The sequence below is a fragment of the Streptomyces sp. SDr-06 genome, assembly GCF_003324565.1.
Classification (GTDB): Bacteria; Actinomycetota; Actinomycetes; order Streptomycetales; family Streptomycetaceae; genus Streptomyces.
On the sequence record NZ_QOLA01000008.1, the window covers coordinates 25,340 to 45,501 of the forward strand.

Annotated in this window: 18 protein-coding genes; 12 read left to right on the forward strand and 6 right to left on the reverse strand. The window is 72.2% G+C overall.

Annotation, left to right across the window (positions count from 1 at the left end; genetic code table 11):
- Nucleotides 1-62 precede the first annotated feature (62 nt).
- The 4 genes from tatC to DT019_RS18340 all read left to right on the forward strand — a co-directional run bounded on the left by tatC (nucleotide 63) and on the right by DT019_RS18340 (nucleotide 5,710).
- Nucleotides 63-1,022, forward strand: coding sequence for a twin-arginine translocase subunit TatC (tatC, locus tag DT019_RS18325; RefSeq protein ID WP_114037927.1), 960 nt, complete (start codon nucleotides 63-65; stop codon nucleotides 1,020-1,022).
- Nucleotides 1,023-1,059: 37 nt separating this feature from the next.
- A complete protein-coding gene (locus DT019_RS18330) occupies nucleotides 1,060-1,992 on the forward strand; it encodes a diacylglycerol kinase (protein ID WP_114037928.1) in 933 nt (310 codons plus the stop codon).
- Between the two features lie 45 nt (nucleotides 1,993-2,037).
- Nucleotides 2,038-4,866, forward strand: coding sequence for a DEAD/DEAH box helicase (locus DT019_RS18335; RefSeq protein WP_114037929.1), 2,829 nt, complete (start codon nucleotides 2,038-2,040; stop codon nucleotides 4,864-4,866).
- 214 nt (nucleotides 4,867-5,080) lie between these two features.
- A complete protein-coding gene (locus tag DT019_RS18340) occupies nucleotides 5,081-5,710 on the forward strand; it encodes a TetR/AcrR family transcriptional regulator (protein WP_114037930.1) in 630 nt (209 codons plus the stop codon).
- 51 nt (nucleotides 5,711-5,761) lie between these two features.
- On the opposite strand, the gene DT019_RS18345 is transcribed toward DT019_RS18340, so the two are convergent.
- The gene (locus DT019_RS18345; protein WP_114037931.1) at nucleotides 5,762-6,814 is read right to left on the reverse strand and encodes an ADP-ribosylglycohydrolase family protein; all 1,053 of its coding nucleotides are present in this window, start codon (nucleotides 6,812-6,814) and stop codon (nucleotides 5,762-5,764) included.
- A 204-nt stretch (nucleotides 6,815-7,018) separates the two neighbouring features.
- Between DT019_RS18345 and DT019_RS18350 the strand changes: the two genes are divergently transcribed.
- The 3 genes from DT019_RS18350 (at nucleotide 7,019) to DT019_RS18360 (ending at nucleotide 9,700) form a co-directional block, all read left to right on the forward strand.
- Nucleotides 7,019-7,690 carry a PadR family transcriptional regulator gene (locus DT019_RS18350; RefSeq protein WP_114038138.1) on the forward strand — a complete coding sequence of 224 codons (672 nt, stop codon included), beginning with the start codon at nucleotides 7,019-7,021 and terminating at the stop codon, nucleotides 7,688-7,690.
- 193 nt (nucleotides 7,691-7,883) lie between these two features.
- Nucleotides 7,884-8,894, forward strand: coding sequence for an ATP-binding cassette domain-containing protein (locus DT019_RS18355; protein WP_114037932.1), 1,011 nt, complete (start codon nucleotides 7,884-7,886; stop codon nucleotides 8,892-8,894).
- Nucleotides 8,891-9,700, forward strand: coding sequence for an ABC transporter permease (locus DT019_RS18360; RefSeq protein WP_114037933.1), 810 nt, complete (start codon nucleotides 8,891-8,893; stop codon nucleotides 9,698-9,700). The genes DT019_RS18355 and DT019_RS18360 overlap by 4 nt, the downstream gene beginning before the upstream one ends.
- A 169-nt stretch (nucleotides 9,701-9,869) precedes the next feature.
- On the opposite strand, the gene DT019_RS18365 is transcribed toward DT019_RS18360, so the two are convergent.
- Entirely contained in the window at nucleotides 9,870-10,715 is an 846-nt protein-coding gene (locus DT019_RS18365) for a siderophore-interacting protein (RefSeq protein WP_189389714.1), read from the reverse strand.
- 78 nt (nucleotides 10,716-10,793) lie between these two features.
- A complete protein-coding gene (locus tag DT019_RS18370; protein ID WP_114037934.1) occupies nucleotides 10,794-11,702 on the reverse strand; it encodes a 5'-3' exonuclease in 909 nt (302 codons plus the stop codon).
- A gap of 239 nt (nucleotides 11,703-11,941) precedes the next feature.
- Here DT019_RS18370 and DT019_RS18375 point away from each other — a divergent pair, with 239 nt between their 5' ends.
- The 4 genes from DT019_RS18375 to DT019_RS18390 all read left to right on the forward strand — a co-directional run bounded on the left by DT019_RS18375 (nucleotide 11,942) and on the right by DT019_RS18390 (nucleotide 16,321).
- Entirely contained in the window at nucleotides 11,942-13,045 is a 1,104-nt protein-coding gene (locus DT019_RS18375; RefSeq protein WP_114037935.1) for a glycine betaine/L-proline ABC transporter ATP-binding protein, read from the forward strand.
- Nucleotides 13,038-14,840, forward strand: coding sequence for an ABC transporter permease/substrate binding protein (locus DT019_RS18380; protein WP_114037936.1), 1,803 nt, complete (start codon nucleotides 13,038-13,040; stop codon nucleotides 14,838-14,840). Before DT019_RS18375 ends, DT019_RS18380 begins: the two co-directional genes overlap by 8 nt.
- Nucleotides 14,841-15,053: 213 nt before the next feature.
- Nucleotides 15,054-15,608: a helix-turn-helix domain-containing protein gene (locus DT019_RS18385; RefSeq protein ID WP_114037937.1), complete on the forward strand. Its 555-nt coding sequence runs from the start codon at nucleotides 15,054-15,056 to the stop codon at nucleotides 15,606-15,608.
- On the forward strand, nucleotides 15,608-16,321 hold the full coding sequence (locus DT019_RS18390; protein ID WP_114037938.1) for a helical backbone metal receptor: 714 nt from the start codon (nucleotides 15,608-15,610) through the stop codon (nucleotides 16,319-16,321). Before DT019_RS18385 ends, DT019_RS18390 begins: the two co-directional genes overlap by 1 nt.
- Before the next feature lie 12 nt (nucleotides 16,322-16,333).
- Here the strand turns inward: DT019_RS18390 and DT019_RS18395 are convergent, their stop codons facing one another.
- A complete protein-coding gene (locus tag DT019_RS18395) occupies nucleotides 16,334-17,452 on the reverse strand; it encodes a TDT family transporter (RefSeq protein ID WP_114037939.1) in 1,119 nt (372 codons plus the stop codon).
- A 70-nt stretch (nucleotides 17,453-17,522) separates the two neighbouring features.
- On the opposite strand from DT019_RS18395, the gene DT019_RS18400 reads away from it, so the two are divergent.
- Complete coding sequence (locus DT019_RS18400) at nucleotides 17,523-18,452, forward strand: LysR family transcriptional regulator (protein ID WP_114037940.1); 930 nt, start codon at nucleotides 17,523-17,525, stop codon at nucleotides 18,450-18,452.
- Between the two features lie 7 nt (nucleotides 18,453-18,459).
- Here the strand turns inward: DT019_RS18400 and DT019_RS18405 are convergent, their stop codons facing one another.
- Together DT019_RS18405 and DT019_RS18410 are read right to left on the reverse strand one after the other, a co-directional pair.
- Nucleotides 18,460-19,143: a GNAT family N-acetyltransferase gene (locus tag DT019_RS18405; RefSeq protein WP_114037941.1), complete on the reverse strand. Its 684-nt coding sequence runs from the start codon at nucleotides 19,141-19,143 to the stop codon at nucleotides 18,460-18,462.
- Nucleotides 19,144-19,457: 314 nt separating this feature from the next.
- Nucleotides 19,458-20,159 carry a gamma-glutamyl-gamma-aminobutyrate hydrolase family protein gene (locus DT019_RS18410; protein WP_223279654.1) on the reverse strand — a complete coding sequence of 234 codons (702 nt, stop codon included), beginning with the start codon at nucleotides 20,157-20,159 and terminating at the stop codon, nucleotides 19,458-19,460.
- Nucleotides 20,160-20,162 lie beyond the last annotated feature (3 nt).

Consider the following 20,162-nt stretch of genomic DNA (forward strand, 5'->3'; position numbering starts at 1 on the left):
CGAAGCAGGCGCTGTTCACCTCTGTGACCAAAGTGACCTGCCGCACGAGATGAGGACGTGGGTTGCTCAAGTCTGCCCGCAAACAACAGAGGGACCCCGAGGGCCGGATGCCGCTCTCGGACCACCTTCGCGAGCTGCGCAACCGGCTCGCGAAGTCGGTGTTGGCGATCCTGGTCTGCGCCATCGTGGCGGCGTTCTACTACAAGGACATCGCCGAACTGATCACGCGGCCGATCAAGGAAGCCGTCAACTGCACGGTGCCGTTCAACGAGCTCACCAAGAAGGACGGTGCCTCGGAGGTCTGCGGCAACATCACCATGTCCGGCCTCATGGGGCCGTTCACGCTGATGATCAAGGTGTCGATGGTGGCGGGCGTGGTTGCGGCCAGCCCGGTCTGGCTCTACCAGCTGTGGGCGTTCGTCTCGCCCGGCCTGCACAAGCACGAGAAGCGCTACTCGCTGAGCTTCGTCGCGGCGGGCTTCCCCCTGTTCGTGGCGGGCGGCTGGTTCTCGTACAACGTGCTGCCGGCGGCGGCCCGGGTGCTTCTGGACTTCACCCCCGCGGGGGTGGCCAACCTCCTGCCGCTGAACGAGCTCATCGACCTCGTCACCCGCATGATCATCGTCTTCGGCCTCTCCTTCGAGCTGCCGCTGTTCCTCGTCATGCTCAACTTCAGCGGCATCCTCACCGGCCGCCGGATGCTGGGCTGGTGGCGCGGGATGATCATGGGTGTCACCATCTTCGCGGCCTTCGCGACGCCGACCGTCGACCCCGTGTCGATGCTCTCGCTCGCCGCCCCGATCGTGGCCCTCTACTTCGTCGCGGTCGGCATCGCCCTGATGAACGACAAGCGCCGCAAGCAGCGCGCCGAGGCCGGGCCCGCCGACGACGAGGCCTCCGAGCTCGACCTCACCCCCGAGGACGTCGGAGCGATCGAGCCCGTGAGCGCGTCGCCCGGCCTGCCCGAGCAGTCCGACGGCGGACGCTCCAGCAAGCTCAACGGGTACGACGACATCACCTGACCTTGACGGGATCGCCGGAGCTTGTAGGGTCCGGCGGGTGACCAGCGAGATCACCCTCTTCGTCAATCCCACCGCGGGACGCGGCCGGGGCGCGCACGCCGCGCAGCCGGCCGCTTCCGCGTTGCGGGCCGCCGGGTACTCCGTCCGCACCGTCCTCGGGGAGAACGCCGACGACGCGCTGCGCCGCGCCCGTGAGGCCGTCGAGGGCGGCACGGGGGCACTCGTCACCGTCGGCGGCGACGGCATGGTCAACCTCGCCCTCCAGGCCGTCGCCGGTACCAGGACCCCGCTCGGCGTCGTCGCCGCGGGCACCGGCAACGACTTCGCCCGCGCCCTCGGCCTGCCGATGGGCGACCCGGCCCGCGCCGGACAGTTCGCCGCACACGCCCTCAAGGGCGCGCACGTCAGGGACGTCGACCTGGGCCGGGCCGGCGACCGCTGGTTCGCCACCGTCCTCGCCTCCGGCTTCGACTCCAAGGTCAACGACCGCGGCAACCGCATGCGTTGGCCCGGCGGCCGCTTCAAGTACGACCTCGCGATGCTCGCCGAACTCGCCGCCTTCACGCCCACCCCGTACAAGATCACCCTCGACGGCGGAGAGACCCGCGAGATCGAGGCGACCCTCGTCGCGGTCGGGAACACCTCCTCCTACGGAGGAGGCATGCGCATCTGCGCCCGGGCCGACCCCGCCGACGGCCTGTTCGACGTCACCGTCGTCGGCGCCTGCTCCCGCGCCACCCTCGTCAAGGTCTTCCCGAAGGTCTACCGGGGCACCCACCTCGACCACCCCCGGGTGACCACGCACCGTGTCGCCTCGATCACGCTCGCCGCGGACGGCATCACCGGATACGCCGACGGGGAACCGCTCGGTCCGCTCCCGCTCACCGCGGAGTGTGTGCCCGCCGCCGTGCGGGTATTGGCTCCCGTACCGGCGTCCGGCCGGAAGGCCGTCAGTCCCGGCCTCCAATAAAGATCGCGACCTCTGTCAGAGGCGGCGGGTAGGCTCGAAGACAAGATGACAGAGGACCTCTCACCAGCCGAAGCGTACGCAGCTGCCCGGCTCCGCGCCGTCGAGCAGGCCACCGCGCTCGCACCCTTCCGCGACCTGTACGACTTCGACCTGGACCCCTTCCAGATCGAGGCCTGCCAGGCCCTCGAAGCCGGAAAGGGCGTGCTCGTCGCGGCCCCCACCGGCTCCGGAAAGACCATCGTCGGCGAGTTCGCCGTGCACCTGGCCCTGGCCCAGGGCCGCAAATGCTTCTACACCACGCCCATCAAGGCGCTGTCCAACCAGAAGTACGCCGACCTCGCACGACGCTACGGCGCCGACAAGGTGGGCCTGCTGACCGGCGACAACAGCGTCAACGCCGACGCACCCGTGGTCGTCATGACCACCGAAGTGCTCCGCAACATGCTGTACGCGGGCTCCCAGGCACTCCTCGGCCTCGGATACGTGGTGATGGACGAGGTGCACTACCTCTCCGACCGCTTCCGCGGCGCCGTATGGGAAGAGGTGATCATCCACCTCCCGGAATCCGTGACCCTGGTCTCGCTCTCGGCGACCGTCTCCAACGCGGAGGAGTTCGGCGACTGGCTGGACACCGTCCGCGGCGACACCGAAGTGATCGTCTCCGAGCACCGCCCCGTGCCCCTGTGGCAGCACGTCATGGCCGGGCGCAAGATGTACGACCTCTTCGAGGAGGAGTCCGACCACGGCGGCCGCGGCGTCGCCCGCCGCGAGGTCAACCCCGACCTGCTGCGCATGGCGCGGATGGAGAACCAGAAGACGTACAACCCGCGCGACCGGCGCCGCGGCAAGATGGTCCGCGAGGCCGACCGCGAGCGCGAGCGCCGCTCACGCTCCAGGATCTGGACGCCCGGCCGCCCCGAAGTCATCGAACGGCTCGACGCCGAAGGCCTGTTGCCGGCCATCACCTTCATCTTCAGCCGCGCCGCCTGCGAGGCGGCCGTCCAGCAGTGCATGTACGCGGGCCTCAGGCTCAACGACGAGGAAGCGCGCCAGAAGGTCCGCGAGATCGTCGAGGAGCGCACCGCCTCCATCCCCGGCGAGGACCTGCACGTCCTCGGCTACTACGAGTGGCTCGAAGGCCTGGAGCGCGGCATCGCCGCCCACCACGCGGGCATGCTGCCCACCTTCAAGGAGGTCGTCGAAGAGCTCTTCGTACGCGGCCTCGTGAAGGCCGTCTTCGCCACCGAGACCCTCGCCCTCGGCATCAACATGCCCGCACGGTCGGTGGTCCTTGAGAAGCTCGTCAAGTGGAACGGCGAGCAGCACGCCGACATCACCCCCGGCGAGTACACCCAGCTCACCGGGCGGGCCGGGCGCCGCGGCATCGACGTCGAGGGGCACGCCGTCGTCCTGTGGCAGCGCGGCATGGACCCGGGCGCACTCGCCGGCCTGGCCGGCACCCGCACCTACCCGCTGCGCTCCAGCTTCAAGCCGTCGTACAACATGGCCGTCAACCTGGTCCAGCAGTTCGGCAGGCACCGCTCGCGCGAGCTCCTCGAAACCTCCTTCGCGCAGTTCCAGGCCGACAAGTCCGTCGTCGGCATCTCGCGACAGGTCCAGCGCAACGAGGAGGGCCTGGAAGGATACCGGGAGGGTATGCACTGCCACCTCGGGGACTTCGAGGAGTACGCGCGGATGCGGCGCGACCTCAAGGACCGCGAGACCGAGCTCGCCAAACACGGCGCGGCCCAGCGCCGGGCGGCCGCCGCGGCCTCCCTGGAGAAGCTCAAGCCGGGCGACATCATCCATGTGCCGACCGGAAAGTTCGCGGGCCTCGCCCTCGTGCTCGACCCCGGTATCCCCGCGGGCCGCACCAACGGCCATCGCGGCTTCGAGCAGCACGACGGGCCCCGCCCGCTCGTGCTGACCGCCGAACGACAGGTCAAGCGGCTCGCCTCGATCGACTTCCCCGTGCCGGTGGAAGCCCTGGAGCGGATGCGCGTCCCGAAGTCGTTCAACGCGCGCTCGCCCCAGTCCCGCCGCGACCTGGCGTCCGCGCTGCGCACCAAGGCCGGGCACATCGTCCCCGAGCGGCACCGCAGGGCCCGCTCGGAGGCGGCCGACGACCGCGAGATCACCAGGCTGCGCACCGCCCTGCGCGCCCACCCCTGCCACGGCTGCGACGAGCGCGAGGACCACGCCCGCTGGGCCGAGCGCTACTACCGCCTCCAGCGCGACACCAAGCAGCTGGAGCGGCGCATCGAGGGGCGCACCAACACCATCGCGCGCACCTTCGACCGCATCGTGGCCCTGCTCACCGAGCTCGACTACCTGCGCGACGACGAGGTCACCGAACACGGCAAGCGCCTGGCCCGCCTGTACGGCGAGCTCGACCTGCTGGCCAGCGAATGCCTGCGCGCGGGCGTCTGGGAAGGCCTGAACCCGGCCGAACTCGCCGCCTGCGTCTCGGCGTTGGTGTACGAGGCGCGCCAGTCCGACGACGCCGTCGCGCCCAAGACGCCCTCCGGCAAGGCCAAGGCGGCGCTCGGCGAGATGGTACGGATCTGGGGCCGCCTCGACGCCCTGGAGGAGGACCACAAGATCAACCAGGCGGAGGGCGTGGGCCAGCGCGAGCCCGACCTCGGCTTCGCCTGGGCCGCCTACCAGTGGGCCTCCGACAAGGGCCTGGACGAGGTGCTGCGCGAGGCCGACATGCCCGCCGGTGACTTCGTCCGCTGGTGCAAGCAGGTCATCGACGTCCTCGGCCAGATCGCGGCGGCCGCGCCGCGTGAGAACAGCACGGTCGCCAAGAACGCCCGCAAGGCGGTCGACGCGCTGCTGCGGGGTGTGGTGGCGTACAGCTCGGTCGGCTGACCGGCCCGGACCGTACGGTCCCGCGCGCGCAGTTGGCAGTGGCCCCCGCCGGGGATTCCGGCGGGGGCCACTGCGTGTGCGGCGACGGGGGCCGGGCTCCAGGTCCATCTGCCCCGCGGACGAGGCGAGTCGGAACGGAGACCGTGCGTCGGGCCGGGCCTGTGGACAACGGCGTGCCCCGGCCCTCTCGGGGGCGTGTGCGACGATCTGGTTCATGAGTGTCACGACGGGGCGAAGGGGCGGGCGGCCGCGGGCTGCGCAGCGGCCGGACAGTGGGCTGGCCGCGCGGGATGAACTGCTGTGCGCGGCGGCCGAGTTGTTCACGCTGCACGGGTACGCGGCGACCACCACCCGGGCCGTGGCGGACCGGGTGGGGCTGCGGCAGTCCACGATGTACCACTACTTCTCCGGCAAGGAGGATCTGCTGGCCGAGCTCCTGGAGTCGACGGTCACCCCCTCCCTGGAGCTGGCGCGGCGTCTCCTCGACGATGTCTCGCGCGGTGCCGAGGACCGGCTGCGCGAGCTGTGCCGATCCGACGTTCAGCTGCTGTGCGGCGGCCCGTACAACCTGGGCGCGCTCTATCTGCTCCCCGAGGTGCGGGCCGAGCGCTTCGCGGTGTTCCACCACAATCGTGCCGAGCTGAAGGCGGCGTACGGCGAGCTGCTGGCCGGGACGCGGGCGTGCGCGGGGCTGGACGCGGATGCGCTGGCACTGCGTACGGATCTCGTCTTCGGCCTGATCGAGGGCGTCATCCTGATCCACCGTTCGGCGCCGGGGCGCGAGGTTTCCGTCTTCGCCGCGGCCACGGCCGACGCGGCGCTGCGGATCGCCGGCGCGCCCTGAGTTGCTCCGCCCCCGGCACATCACCCGCCCCGGGCCCGACCGTAGGCCCGCTCAGTCACCGGTCGCGGGTGCCCGGCCCTCGGAACCCCGCCGCGGCCCCGCCCCCGAAGGTACGTCGGCCGTCGGCTCGCCCGACCCCAACTCCCTCGCCAGCGTGATCAGTTCGGCGAGCCTCAGCACCCGGCCGCCGGAACCCGGCATGGGGACGTGCAAGGGGGCCGTCCAGTGGGACGGGACGGACGGCAGGCCGTAGCGGGCACCGGCCAAACCGCCTGTCACCGCCGCCACCGTGTCGGTGTCGCCGCCCAGGTCGATCGCGGCGCCGAGCGCCCGCTCGAACGAGTCCGTCGTGCGCAGCGCCCAGAGGGCCGAGCCGAGGCAGGGCCAGACCGCGCCGTTGAACTCCGTCGCCATGTCCGGGTGCCAGTCGGGTGCCAGGACCGCCGACCAGCGGGCGCGGTGGTCGGCGGGGACGGCGGCGAGCGCCTGTGGAACGGCGGTCAGCGGATCGGCGCCGTCCAGCGCGACCCGTATCAGGTCGTGATAGATCGCCGTGCCTTCCCAGGCGGCCCGGTCTCCGTGGGTGAGCGCGGCGATGCGGCGGGCGGCGGCCATCGTCGCTTCCCGTCCGGCGCCCGCGAAGTACACGGCGGACGTGGTGGCCCGCATCAGCGAACCGTTGCCCGCCGCGCGGCGGTTGATCTGGAAGTGGAGTGCGGCCGCGCTGTCCCAGGGCTCGCCGCTCGTCAGGACGTCCTCGGTCTGGAGGCCGATGTCCTTGGGATCGGAGACCGCCCAGTGCTGGAACCGGCGGAAGATGTCGGCAGGTTCCAGCCCGCCGCATTCCAGGAGGGAGTCGGCGACGAGGACGGCCATCTGCGTGTCGTCGGTGGCCTCTCCCGGGTCCCAGCCGCCGCCCCCGCACATCGTGCCGACGCCGTCGGGGAACCGCGCGGAGTACACGCCGGGCAGCCCGAACTCGAAAGGTGCGCCCAGCGCGTCTCCCACCGCCGAGCCGACCACGGCCCCCGCCACGCGGTCCGCCCGACGTAGGGGCCCGTTCTCCTCGATGCGGTCCCGGTCGGCAGCGTCGTCGAAGCTCATGCCGTGACGCTAGCCGGTGGCCTCGCGGCGCCGCGAACGCTTTCCGGGGCCGCCGGGCGGGCGGCCTCGACCGCCTCGCCTGCCCGGCGCCGGGCCGTTCAGCCACCGCCTCGCTGGGACTCGCGATATATCGCGGGTACGCTTGACGCGTTTCGGCGGTCGCGATATGTTCGGCTACGAGTATTCGTGAGCGAGGTGATGGTGATGGCAGGTGGGCGGCGCAAGCTTCGCAACCCCCTGGCGCTGGCCGTGATGGTGCTGCTCGCCGAGCAGTCGTCGATGCATCCGTACGAGATCGCTCAGACTCTGCGCCAGCGTGGCAAGGAGTACAGCATCAAGATCAATTACGGCTCGCTCTACACCGTCGTCCAGAACCTCGAAAAGCACGGCTTCGTCGAGGTCGCCGACGTCCAGCGGCAGGGCAACCGCCCCGAGCGCACCCTCTACGCCCTCACCCCTGCGGGCCGCGAGGAGATGCTCGACTGGATGGCGGAGATCGTGTCCGTGCCCGTGCACGAGTTCCCGATCTTCGAGACGGCGCTCTCCCTCATGGGAGTGCTCCCGCCCGACGAGGTCACCGCGCTGCTCGAACAGCGGGTCAATACGCTGGAGGTGCAGGCCGCCGGGCTCCGAGGGGCCCTGCGGAAGCTGTCCGAGACGCTGCCCCGGGTCTTCCTGGTGGAGACCGAGTACCAGCTCCACATGGTCGATGCCGAGGTGGAGTGGGTGCGCGGCTTCCTCAAGGAGGTGGCCGACGGCACGCTCGGCGGCGTCGAGGGCTGGCGCGCCTGGCACGCCACCGGTGAAGTCCCGGAAGAGTGGCGCGAGTTGGAGGGACAGGATCACTCACGCGGTCGCCCCGGAGCCACTCCCTAGGGCGGACCCCAGATAAAAACCGACCCCGGCACGAGCTGTTGCAGCAGCCCGCACCGGGGTCACGACCCCGGACCCGACCCGCGCGGAGCAGGCCAGGCGATCGAAGGTGCGGCACGCCAAGGATAGCCCGGCGCTCCCCACGCGGATCGGTCCGTCATACCGACCACCCCGCTCACCACAGGAGAGCCCCGTCATGAGCACCCGGGCGCCCGCAGTAGAGGCGCACAACCTGATCAAGACGTACCCCGGCGACGTCACCGCCCTCAACGGCATGGCCGTCACCGTCGAATCCGGCACGGTCTTCGGGCTGCTCGGCCCCAACGGCGCCGGCAAGTCCACCACCGTGAAGATCCTCACCACCCTCGCCCGCCCCGACAGCGGCACCGCGACCGTCGCCGGGCACGATGTCCTGCGCAACCCCGACCGGGTCCGCCGCGCGATCGGGGTGGTGGCGCAGAAGTCCGGCGCCGACCCCGTCGCCACCGGCCGGGAGAACCTCCAGTTGCAGGGCCGTCTGTACGGGCTGACGGGCGCCGCGCTCAACCGGCGCGTCGACGAACTGCTCGACCGGTTCGACCTCGCGGGCGCCGCCAAGCGCATCGTCAAGGGCTACTCGGGCGGCATGCAGCGCCGCCTCGACGTGGCGCTCGGCCTGGTGCACCGGCCCGAGGTTCTGTTCCTCGACGAGCCGACCACCGGGCTCGACCCCGAGGCCCGCACCGCGATGTGGGAGGAGATCTCCCGGCTCGCCGGTGACGAGGGGCTGACCATCGTGCTCACCACCCACTACCTCGAAGAGGCCGACCGGCTCGCCGAGCGGATCGCGATCGTGGACCGCGGCCGGGTCGTCGTCGAGGGCACCCCCGACGAACTCAAGGGCGAACTGCGCGGCGACGCCGTCCACGTGGAGCTGCGCGAGGCCGTCACCGAACGCTCCCCGCTGCGCGACGCGCTCTCCGGCCTGCCCGGCGTGCACGAGGTGCTGCTCGACGGCCGCCGGGTCAGCGCCCGCGCCGACGACGGCGCGGCCGCCGTGCCCGTGCTGCTCGCCGCGCTGGAACGGGCCGGAGCCTCCGTCGCCGCCGCGACCGTGGCCCGCCCCTCCCTCGACGACGTCTACCTCCGGCACGCCGGACGCCGCTACTCCGAGGCCGAAGCGGAAGCCGCCGCCCCCGCCCTCGCCACCGCGGGAGGATCCCGATGAGCACCCCGACCGCCGCCCCCGCGCCCCTGCGCTCCAACGCCCTCGCGCAGACCTGGTACATGACGCAGCGTCAGCTGATGGCGATCTTCCGGCAGCCCGCCTATCTCCTGATCACCCTGGTCCAGCCGGTGATCTGGCTGTTCCTCTTCGGCAACCTCTTCAAGAAGGTCGTCGAGCTCGGCGGTTTCGGCACCACCTCCTACCTCGACTACCTGGTCCCCGGCATCGTGGTGATGAGCGCACTCGGCTCCAGCATGTGGGCGGGCATGGGCACCCTGGAGGAGATCGAGCGCGGCACGCTCAACCGCTTCCTCACCACCCCCGTCAGCCGCGGCGCCCTGATGAACGCCAACGTCGTCCAGAACGGCATCAGCATCACCGTCCAGACGGTGATCATCCTGCTGCTCGGCAAGCTCGGCGGGGCCCATTACCCGGGCGGCTTCGGCGGCCTGGTCATCCTCGCCGTCGCCGCGATCCTGCTCGGCACCGTCTTCGGCGCCTTCTCCAACGCGCTCGGCATGCTGGTGCGCCAACGCGAGTCGATCATCGGCATCAACACCTTCCTGCTGCTGCCGCTGACCTTCCTGTCCTCGGCCTTCATGGCCCCCTCCCAGATGCCCGCCTGGATGCGGCACATCGCCGACTTCAACCCGCTCAACTGGGCCATGGTGGCGGGACGTTCGGCCATGTCGGCCGACCCCGACTGGGGTCTCGTCCTTGGCCGGGGCGGCGCGCTCCTCGCCCTCGCGATCGCCGCCGTCTGGCTGTCGACCCGCACCTTCCGCTCGTACCAGAAGTCGGTCTAGCCGTACGTCCCGCGCGTACCGGGAGTCGGTTCGGCCGTACGGCCCGCTCGTGCCGGGTCGTCGGGCCGAGGAACGCCGAGGAACGCCGAGGTACGCCGAGAAACAGGGAAACCCCCGGCGGGGCAACCGCCGGGGGTTTTCGCGGAGTCGGGGCAGGGGAGGGCGTGGCTCAGGCCGCGGGGGCCTCCTGCTCGCGCTCCACCTGCTCGTTCCAGTCCCGCTTCATCGCGCGCCAGCCGTCGTCGTCCTGGCCGAGACGCCAGTAGCCCGAGATGGAGAGCCGCTCGCGCGGCACGTTCCGCTCGACGCGCAGCAGGCGGCGCAGTTCCTTCACGAAGCCCGCCTCGCCGTGCACGAAGGCGTGCACGTCACCGGCGGGGAACTCCAAGTCCTTGACGGCGTCCACCAGTCGGGAGCCCACCGCGGCATCGCCCCGGTGCAGCCACGTCACCGTGACGCCGTCGGGGGCGTCGATCTTCTGCTCCTCCTCGGGGCCCGCCACCTCGACGAAGGCGTGCACCACAGCGCCCGCCGGCATGCGCTCCACGGCCGCCGCGATCGCGGGCAGCGCGCTCTCGTCGCCGGCGAGCAGATGCCAGTCGGCCGCCGGGTCCGGGGCGTACCCGCCGCCGGGTCCGAGGAAGCGCACCGTCTCGCCCACCTGGACCCCGGCGGCCCACGGGCCCGCGAGGCCCTCGTCGCCGTGGACCACGAAGTCGACGGTCAGCTCGCCGAGCGCCTCATCCCAGTCGCGCACGGTGTAGGCGCGCGTGCTCGGCCACTGCTCGCGCGGGAACTCGGCGCGGATCCGCTCCATGTCGAAGGGCTCCGGGTAGGTCACGCCCGCGGCCGGGAACAGCAGCTTGATGTAGTGATCGGTGTACTCGCCGACCCGGAATCCGGTCAGTGACTCGCCGCCGAGCACGAGGCGCACCATGTGCGGGGTGATGCGCTCGGTGCGGACCACCCGCGCCTCGTTGATCTTCGGTGCCTTGCGAGACGGGCGTTCTGCCACGGTGCGCTCCTCTGGTACAACCTGATCCATTATTAGTTAGGATTACCTAAGTTAGCACCTGGACCGCTGAAGGGCACCTCAATTGCGGAGGGTGGAGAGCAGCCGCCCCGTCGCGCCGGCCAGCCCCCACCGGGCCACCAACTCTTCGAGGGTGGCCGGATCGCGCGGCTCGCCGGGGAGCGTCGCGTCGAACGACGGCAGGGCCACGTCCATCGCGACCCGCACCACCTTCGGCGCGACGTCCAGGTAGTCGGCCGCCTCCAGGATTCCCCGGCGCTTGGCCGGGGTCAGCTTCGAGAAGCGGTCGGCGGCGGCCGCGCGCACTCCCGCCAGGTCGCCGTACTCGTTGATCAGCTGGGCCGCGGTCTTCTCGCCGATGCCCTTCACGCCCGGCAGGCCGTCGCTGGTGTCGCCGCGCAGGGCGGCGAAGTCGGCGTACTGGTCGGGCCGCACCCCGTACTTCGCGCGGATCGCCTTGTCGTCGACCAGGTCGCAGTCGCCCACGCCCTTGCGCGGGTAGAGCACGCGCACCCCGCGCGCGTCGTCGACCAGCTGGAAGAGGTCGCGGTCGCCCGTGACGATGTCGACCGGGCCGGACGCGAGGCCGGACAGGGTGCCGATGACGTCGTCCGCCTCGTAGCCCGCGACGCCGACGCGCGCGATGCCCAGCGCGTCCAGGACGTCGTCGATCACCGGCACCTGCGGGGCCAGGGTGTCCGGCGTCTCCTCCTCGTCGGGCTGCCCGGCCGGGGTCTCCTCGGCCACCCGGTGCGCCTTGTAGGAGGGGATCAGATCGACCCGCCACTGCGGCCGCCAGTCCGCGTCCATGCAGGCCACGAGGTCGTCCGGGCGGTGGTCGTGGACCAGGCGGGAGATGAAGTCGAGCAGGCCGCGCACGGCGTTGACCGGCGTGCCGTCCGGAGCCCTGACCGTGTCGGGCACCCCGAAGTAGGCGCGGTAGTAGAGGGACGAGGTGTCGAGGAGCATCAGGCGTCGCGTCACACCCCGATGATGCCGCACCCCACTGACACCCACCTCGCGCCGAAGCCCGCGGGCACCCCGCGCCGGAGCGTGCGGTCCTCGTGAACAAGTGAACTGGATCACGGTTGCGTTTGCCCCCGCCGAAGGGGGGCAGGCGCGACGCCGGAGCGGACCCAAGTATGGATTTCAACCATTTCTCGGGCTGCGGACCGAATCCGCGCCGCTCCACGGCCCGCCCGCGGGGGATGCGGGCCGTTCTCAGTTCGACCCGTGAGGTGTATGTGTCCAGGCTGCAAGCCGAGCAGCTCTACAAGGTGTTCGGCAGACGACCCGAGGAAGCCGTGCGCAGGCTCGAAGGCGGCGCCGACCGCGAAGAGCTGCGGGCCGACGGGACGACCGCGGCGGTGATCGACGCCTCGTTCACGGTGGACCCCGGCCAGATCTTCGTCGTGATGGGCCTCTCCGGATCCGGCAAGTCGACCCTGCTGCGCATGCTCAACGGGCTCCTGGAGCCCACTTCGGGCCGCGTCCTCTTCGACGGCCAGGACCTGACCAGCCTGCCCGCACGCGAGCTGCGCACGGTCCGCTCCACCAAGATCAGCATGGTGTTCCAGCACTTCGCGCTGTTCCCGCACCGCAGCGTCCTGGAGAACGCGGCGTATGGGCTCGAAGTCCAGGGCGTTCCCCGGGCCGAGCGCCACGAGCGGGCCGCCGAGGCCCTGGAGCTGACCGGTCTGGGCGGCTGGGGCGACTCCTGGCCCGACGAGCTCTCCGGCGGCATGCAGCAGCGCGTGGGCCTCGCCCGCGCCCTGGCCACCGACGCCGACCTGCTCCTGATGGACGAGTCCTTCAGCGCGCTCGACCCGCTGATCCGGCGCGACATGCAGGACCAGCTCCTGGAGCTCCAGAAGCGCCTCAAGAAGACCATCGTCTTCATCACGCACGACCTCAACGAGGCCATGCGGCTCGGCGACAAGATCGCCGTGATGCGCGACGGGCGGATCGTCCAGCTCGGCACCGCCGAGGACATCCTGCTCACCCCGGCCAACGACTACGTGGCGTCGTTCATCCAGGACGTCGACCGCTCCCGGGTGCTCACGGCGCTGTCCGTCATGACCGCCCCGCACCGCCCCGACGCGGGCGAGTGCGACTGCGAGACCGTGCTGCCCGAGACCCCCGTCGCCGACGTGTGCACGGTGGCCGCCCGGGTCCCGCACCCGGTCGCCGTCAAGGACGCCGACGGCGCGGTGCTCGGCGTCGTGCCGCAGGAGCGGCTCATAGCCTTCCTGGGGGACGACAAGCAGGGCCCGGCCGACTGCTCGATGAAGGAGGTGGCCACGCATGCCTAGGCTCCACCTCGGCGACTGGGTCGACAGCGCCGTGAACTTCCTCCAGAGCCACCTCTCCTGGCTCTTCGACGCCATCACCCATGTCGTCAACGGCATGTACGACGGCATCAACGCGGTGCTCGACGCGCCGCAGCCGCTGCTCTTCGCGGGCATCCTCGCCGTGGTCGCCTGGTGGCTGCGCGGGCTCCTCGCGGGCGTCCTGGCCTTCTCCGGGTTCGCCCTCATCGAGTCGATCCAGCTGTGGGACGACACGATGTCGACGCTCTCGCTCGTGCTCGTCGCGGCGATCGTGACGCTGGTCGTCGCGATCCCGCTCGGCATCTGGGCCGCGCGCTCCAAGACGGTCAGCGCGGTCCTGCGGCCCGTCCTCGACTTCATGCAGACCATGCCGGCGATGGTCTACCTCATCCCCGGCATCATCTTCTTCGGCGTGGGCGTGGTCCCCGGCATCATCGCCACCATCGTCTTCTCGCTGCCGCCGGGCGTGCGCATGACCGAACTCGGCATCCGCCAGGTCGACGGCGAACTCGTCGAGGCGGCCGAGGCGTTCGGCACCACGCCCCGCAACACCCTGCTGCGGGTGCAGCTGCCGCTGGCGCTGCCCACCATCATGGCGGGCATCAACCAGGTCATCATGCTCAGCCTGTCCATGGTCGTCATCGCGGGCATGGCCGGAGGCGGCGGCCTCGGCGGTGCCGTGTACCGGGCGATCGGCAACGTCGACATCGGCCTCGGCTTCGAGGCGGGCATCTCCATCGTGGTCCTCGCCATGTACCTGGACCGCATGACCGGCGCGCTCAGCCGCCAGGTCTCGCCGCTCGGCCGGCGCGCGCTCGCCAAGGCGAAGGCCGCCACCGGCGGTCTGCGGATCTGGAACTACCGGCCGCAGCCCGCCGTCGCCCTCGTCGGCGTGGTCGTCCTGGCCCTCGTCGCGGGCGGCACGAGCATGTTCGGCACCTCCGGCGAGGCCTCCGCCACCGGCGCCAAGGACGTGGGCAAGGGCAAGAAGATCTCCCTCGGCTACATCCCGTGGGACGAGGGCGTCGCCTCCACCTTCCTGTGGAAGGAACTCCTCGAGCGCCGCGGCTTCACCGTCGACGCCCGCCAGTACGAGGCCGGCGCGCTCTACACCGGCATGGCCGGCGGCCAGATCGACTTCGAGACCGACTCCTGGCTGCCCACCACCCACGCCCAGTACTGGGCCAAGTACAAGGACAAGCTGGAGGACATGGGCTCCTGGTACGGGCCCACCTCCCTGGAGCTCTCGGTGCCGTCCTACGTCAAGGACGTCAACACCCTGGACGACCTCAAGGGCAAGGGCTCCGAGTTCCAGAACCGCATCGTCGGCATCGAGCCCAGCGCCGGTGAGGCCGGGATCCTGAAGGACAAGATCCTCAAGGAGTACGGCCTGGACGGCGAGTACAAGGTCGTCGACGGCTCCACGCCCGGCATGCTGGCCGAGCTGAAGCGGGCGTACGCCAAGAAGGAGCCCATCGTGGTGCCGCTCTGGTCGCCGCACTGGGCGTACAACACCTACGACCTGAAGAAGCTCAAGGACCCCAAGGGCGTCTGGGGCAAGGGCGACGGGGTGCACACCCTGGCGCGCAAGGGCTTCGCCTCCGACAACGCCAAGGTCGGCGCGTGGCTAAAGAACTTCCACATGGACGAGAAGCAGCTCACCAGTCTTGAGGCCAAGATCCAGTCCACCGGCAAGGGCAAGGAGCAGGACGCCGTGCGCGCCTGGCTGAAGGAGAACCCGGGCCTGGCCGACAAGTGGACCCCGGTCTCGTCGTAGTCACTCCCGCGGGAAAGCCCCTCCCGCCTCCCCTTTCCGCAGCCGTGGCCGGCTCTCCGGCCACGGCTGCGGAGCGTCGTGATCCGGCCTGATCCCGCGTCCGACCCTTGGCGATCTTGGCGTGACGGTCCCGTCCGGGCCCGAAGCTGCGTAGGGTGACGTGAACGCAACCGGTGCGACCGCGGACCGAGTGACTGGGAGGGAGCCCGGGAGATGGACGACAAGGAAACTCTTCGGGTCGGGGTGGCGGTACGGCGCCTGCGCCGCAGCCTCGGCCTCACCCTCGCCGTGGTCGCCGAGCGCAGCGGTCTGTCGGTGCCGTTCCTCAGCCAGGTCGAGAACGAGCGCGCCCGCCCCAGCGCCCGCTCGCTCCAGCGGGTGGCGGACGCCCTGAACACCACGGTCGGCGAGCTGTACGACGCGGCCGACTGCGGCCGCACCGTCGACGTCGTCCGCTCCGCGCCCGAGGGGGAGGTCCCCGGGGTACGGCCGCTGCTGCGCGGCCACCACCAGCTGCACGCCATGGAGTTCACCGGCGAGCAGGACACCGGGCGCGAATTCCAGCACCGCAACGACGAGTTGATGTACGTGGCCGACGGGGCGGCCGAGGTCGAGGCCGAGGGCCGCGCCTACCGCCTGGAGCGGGGCGACACGCTGTGCCTGTCCGGCGGCGTGCGCCACCGCTGGCGGGCGGCGCTGCCCGGCACCCGCATCCTGGTCGTCGCGGTCGCCGACCACATCGAGGCCATCGAGGAGACCCGCCACTGATGAGGGTGGTCTCCCTCGTCCCGTCGCTGACGGAAGCGGTCGCGGTCAGTGCCCCCGGGCTCCTGGTGGGCGCGACCGAGTGGTGCACCCGTCCGGCCGGGCTGGACGCCGTCCGCGTGGGCGGCACCAAGAACCCGGACGTCGAGCGGATCGTCGCGCTCGCCCCGGACCTGGTGGTCGCCAACGAGGAGGAGAACCGGGCCGTGGACCTGGCGGCCCTCGGCGCCGCCGGACTCGACGTCCTGGTCACCGAGGTCCGCTCGCTCCCGGAGGCCTTCACCGAACTGGAGCGGGTCCTCGTCGACGGCTGCGGTCTGGCCCGGCCCGACTGGCTGGAGGCGGCCGAGCGGGCCTGGGCCGGGGTGCGCCCGGGGCACCGGCGGACGGCCGTCGTGCCGGTCTGGCGGCGCCCCTGGATGGTGCTCGGCCGGGACACCTTCGCGGGCGACCTCCTTGCCCGGCTCGGCGTGCACAACGTCTACGCCGACCACGCCGAGCGCTACCCCCGCGTCGGCGTCGACGAGCTGAACGCGGCGGGGGCCGACCTCGTGGTGCTGCCCGACGAGCCCTACCGCTTCACGCCCGACGACGGCCCCGAGGCCTTCCCCGCGCTGCCCGCCGCCCTCGTCGACGGCCGCCACCTCACCTGGTACGGCCCGTCGCTGGTCCGGGCGCCGGCCGTGCTCGGCGCGGCGCTCGGGACCGGTCGGTGATCCGCGCGGGGGCTACTTCCTGCCGGGGGCCGCGAGCAGCCTGCCGGTGACGAGGCCCCGCACGGTGTGGAACCCGGCCGCCAGCCAGGCCGCCACCAGCAGGGCGTACAGCGCGACCGACAGCCAGTCGAAGGCGTGCAGACCGGTGTGGCGGGCGAGGCCCTCGGCGCCGGTGACGCAGGTGCCGACGGGGAAGGTGAAGGCCCACCAGGTCATCGCGAAGCCCATGCCGCGCCGGGCCGCGCGCACGGCCATGGCCACCGCGAGCGCCAGCCACATCAGGGCGAAGCCCATCACCGGCACCCCGTACAGGACGGCGAAGGCGCTCATGCCGTGCGCGTAGGTGGCGCCGATCGCGCCGGGGGCGACATCGGCCAGCTTGTTCACGGCGGTGGTGGACTGGCCGAGCGGGCCGAGCACCAGGAACAGGGTGGGGGTCAGAAGGAGGGGCAGCGCGCCCTGGTGGACCAGGCGCGAGAACACCACGGGCAGGATGACCAGGGTGGCGAGCAGGCTCATGCCGAACATCGCGTACGAGCCGAGGAGCAGCGCCTCGCGGGCCTGGCCGGCGGGCAGGTGGGGGACGAGCAGCGGGCCCAGGGTCGCCGAGACCATGGGGGCGACGACGGGCAGCAGCCAGACCGGCGAGGCGCTGCCGGGGGCCACCTCGTGCCGCACCACCATCAGATAGGGGACGGCCACCGCGGCGACGAGCCCGATCAGGGTGCCCACGCCGTAGAGCGCCCAGGCCAGCGGCACCGCTGCGGACTCGCCGATCAGGTCGGCGCCGACGGAGAGGGAACCGATGCCGACGGCCAGGAACGCCATCGACAGGCACCCGTAGAACGGCGCCACGGCCGGGTCGAGCAGATGCGCGCGGGCCTGGTCGCGGTGGTGCAGCCAGTGTCCGGCGCGGGCCACGAGCAGGACGACGAGCAGGGCCAGCGACAGCGCCCAGACGACCGGGAGGCCGGGGACGTGGAACGGCAGGCCCGCGCCCGCGTTGGCGATGATCGCGGTGCCCATGACCGCGGCGTACCAGTTCGGTCCGAGGTGGCGCAGCGCGGGACGGCGACGCAGGGTGACGACGGTGGGTTGGGTGCGGGAGCGCGGTTGCGCGACGGTGGCCATGAGTCCAGGTTCGTCCGGGTGCCGGGCCCCCGCCACGCCCCCTGGAGCTATGGGGCCATAAGCTGGGTTTATGAGCACGAACGGTCCCGAGGACACGCCCCCGCTCGCCCACCGGGTCCCGGACCTGGGGGCGATGGAGCTGCTGCTCGCCGTCGCCCGGCACGGCAGCCTCGGGCGGGCGGCCCGCGACCTCGGCATCACCCAGCCCGCCGCGAGCAGTCGCGTCCGCTCGATGGAGCGCCTGCTCGGCGTCACCCTCGTGGACCGCTCACCGCGCGGCTCCCGGCTCACCGCCGAGGGCGTCCTGGTGACGGACTGGGCGCGCCGGGTCGTGGAGGCCGCCGAGGCGTTCGACGCGGGCGCGCAGGCGCTGCGGGGCCGCCGGGACTCGCGTCTGCGGGTCGCCGCGAGCATGACCATCGCCGAGTACCTGCTGCCGGGCTGGCTGATCGCGCTGCGCGCGGAACGCCCCGGCACCGCCGTGTCGCTCAGCGCCGGGAACTCGGCCGTGGTCGCCGAGCGGCTGCTCTCGGACGAGGCCGACCTCGGGTTCGTCGAGGGGCTCGGGGTGCCCACGGGCCTGGACGGGGCGGTCATCGGCCACGACCGGCTCGTCGTGGTGACGGCCCCCGCGCACCCCTGGGCCCGCAGGCGCCGGCCGCTGCCGCCCGCCGAACTGGCCGCGACCCCGCTGATCCTGCGCGAACAGGGCTCGGGCACCCGCCAGGTCCTGGACGCGGCCCTCGCCGCCCACGGCGGGCTCGCCCAGCCCCTGATCGAACTCGCCTCCACCACCGCGGTGAAGGCGGCCGTCCTCAGCGGGGCCGGGCCCTCGGTGCTCAGCGAACTCGCGCTCGGCGAGGAGCTGGCGGCCCGGCGTCTGGTGCAGATCCCGGTCGAGGGCGTGCGGCTGCGGCGCGATCTGCGCGCGGTGTGGCGCCGGGGCCCGCTGCCCGCCGGTCCCGCCCGCGACCTGCTCTCGCTGGCCCGGCCCACCTGAGGCACCGTCAGGCGGGCACCAGGCGGCGGGCGTCGGCGCCCTCGCGGGCACGCTCCAGGCGCTGCTCGATGGTGTGGCGCACCACGGGCCACTCCTCGTCGAGGACCGAGTAGAACGCCGTGCCCCGCACGAGCCCGTCCAGGCCCCGGGTGTGGACCCGGCGCACCCCCTCGCACACCGCCCCGAGCCGCTCGATCGCGGCTCGCGAGCGGGTGTTGCGGGCGTCGGCGCGCAGCGAGATCCGGCGCACCCGCCAGACGTCGAAGGCGTGCTGGAACATCAGGAGCTTGGCCTCGGTGTTGATGCCGGTGCCCTGGGCGTGCGCGGAGAGCCAGGTGCCGCCGATCTCGGCCGCGTCCGGGATCGCGTCGGCGCCGCCGCAGAGCGGGCCGCGCGGCGCGGGCGGCCACACCACGGGACCGTCCCAGTAGTCGAGTTCGCAGAACCGGGTCGAGCCCACCACCAGACCGTCCGCGGCCCGTACGGTCGCGAACGCCAGGCTGCGCCCGGCCTCCTGGTCGGCCAGTGCGCTCTGGACGTAGAGGTGCGCCGCTTCGAGTCCGTGCGGCACGGGCGTGAAGGCGTACGAGGTCCGGTCGGCGGCCGCCGCGGCGGCCAGGGCCGGGGCGTGGGACGCGGCGAGCGGTTCGAGCCGTACGGAACGGCCCGACAGGATGACGGGTGCGGGCACGGGGCCTTCAGGTCCTTCGGGGCGCGGTGGAGCTTCCCCACCGGTGGGCGGGGAGAGCGGGGGACACGGAGGAACACATGGTCAGGATGTGTCCGTGAAATGGCCAGGGAAGGAACGAGAGCGCGAAGAGGAACGAGCGGCCAGGTGAAGGCGAGGAGTCTCGGAGAACCCGCCTTGTGAGGGGCGGCGAGAGGAAGATACCCGGATGATCGCCGAATCGTCACCCCCTCGGAAGGGTGAGGGTTCCCGGGCGTGTCGTACGGCCCCGGCCCGCACCGGGTCCGAGGCCGTCACGGCGGCGCTGAGCTGGGCCTTCAGCGACCGGCCGCGGCCCGCACCAGCCCCTCGGTCACCCGGGTGTCACGGCCCGTCTCCGGATGCCACTGGACGCCCAGGACCCAGCCGGCGCCGGGCAGCTCGGCCGCCTCGACGGTGCCGTCCGCCGCGTGGGCCGAGGCCACGAGACCGGCGCCGAGCCGGTCCACGCACTGGTGGTGGTAGGTGGGCACGTCCGCGGCCTCGGGGACCAGCGAGGCGTAGAGCGTGCCCGGCACCGGCTTGACGGTGTGGCTGCCGAACTCGCCCCGCCCGCCCGTGTGTCCCTCCAGGTGCTGGACCAGGGTGCCGCCGAGCGCGACGTTCAGGAGCTGGAGCCCGCGGCAGATGCCGAGCAGCGGGGTGCCGGAGGCGAGCGCCGCGTCGATCAGGGCGAGTTCCCAGGCGTCCCGCTCGCGGGCGGGGGGACCGGTACGGGGCGACGGCTCGGCCCCGTACCGGGCCGGCTCCACATCGGCCCCGCCCGCGATGACCAGGCCGTCCAGGCGCGCCACCACCGCGGCCGCGGCCGCCGGGTCGTCGTCGGGCGGCAGCATCGCGGCGAGTCCGCCGGACGCCCGCACCAGCCGGGGATATCCCGCGGGCAGCAGGGCCGCGGGCAGGTCCCACACGCCCCACCGGGCGGGCTCCAGATACGTACTGATGCCGATGAGCGGCTTGGGCACGGCGGTGGTCTCCATTCG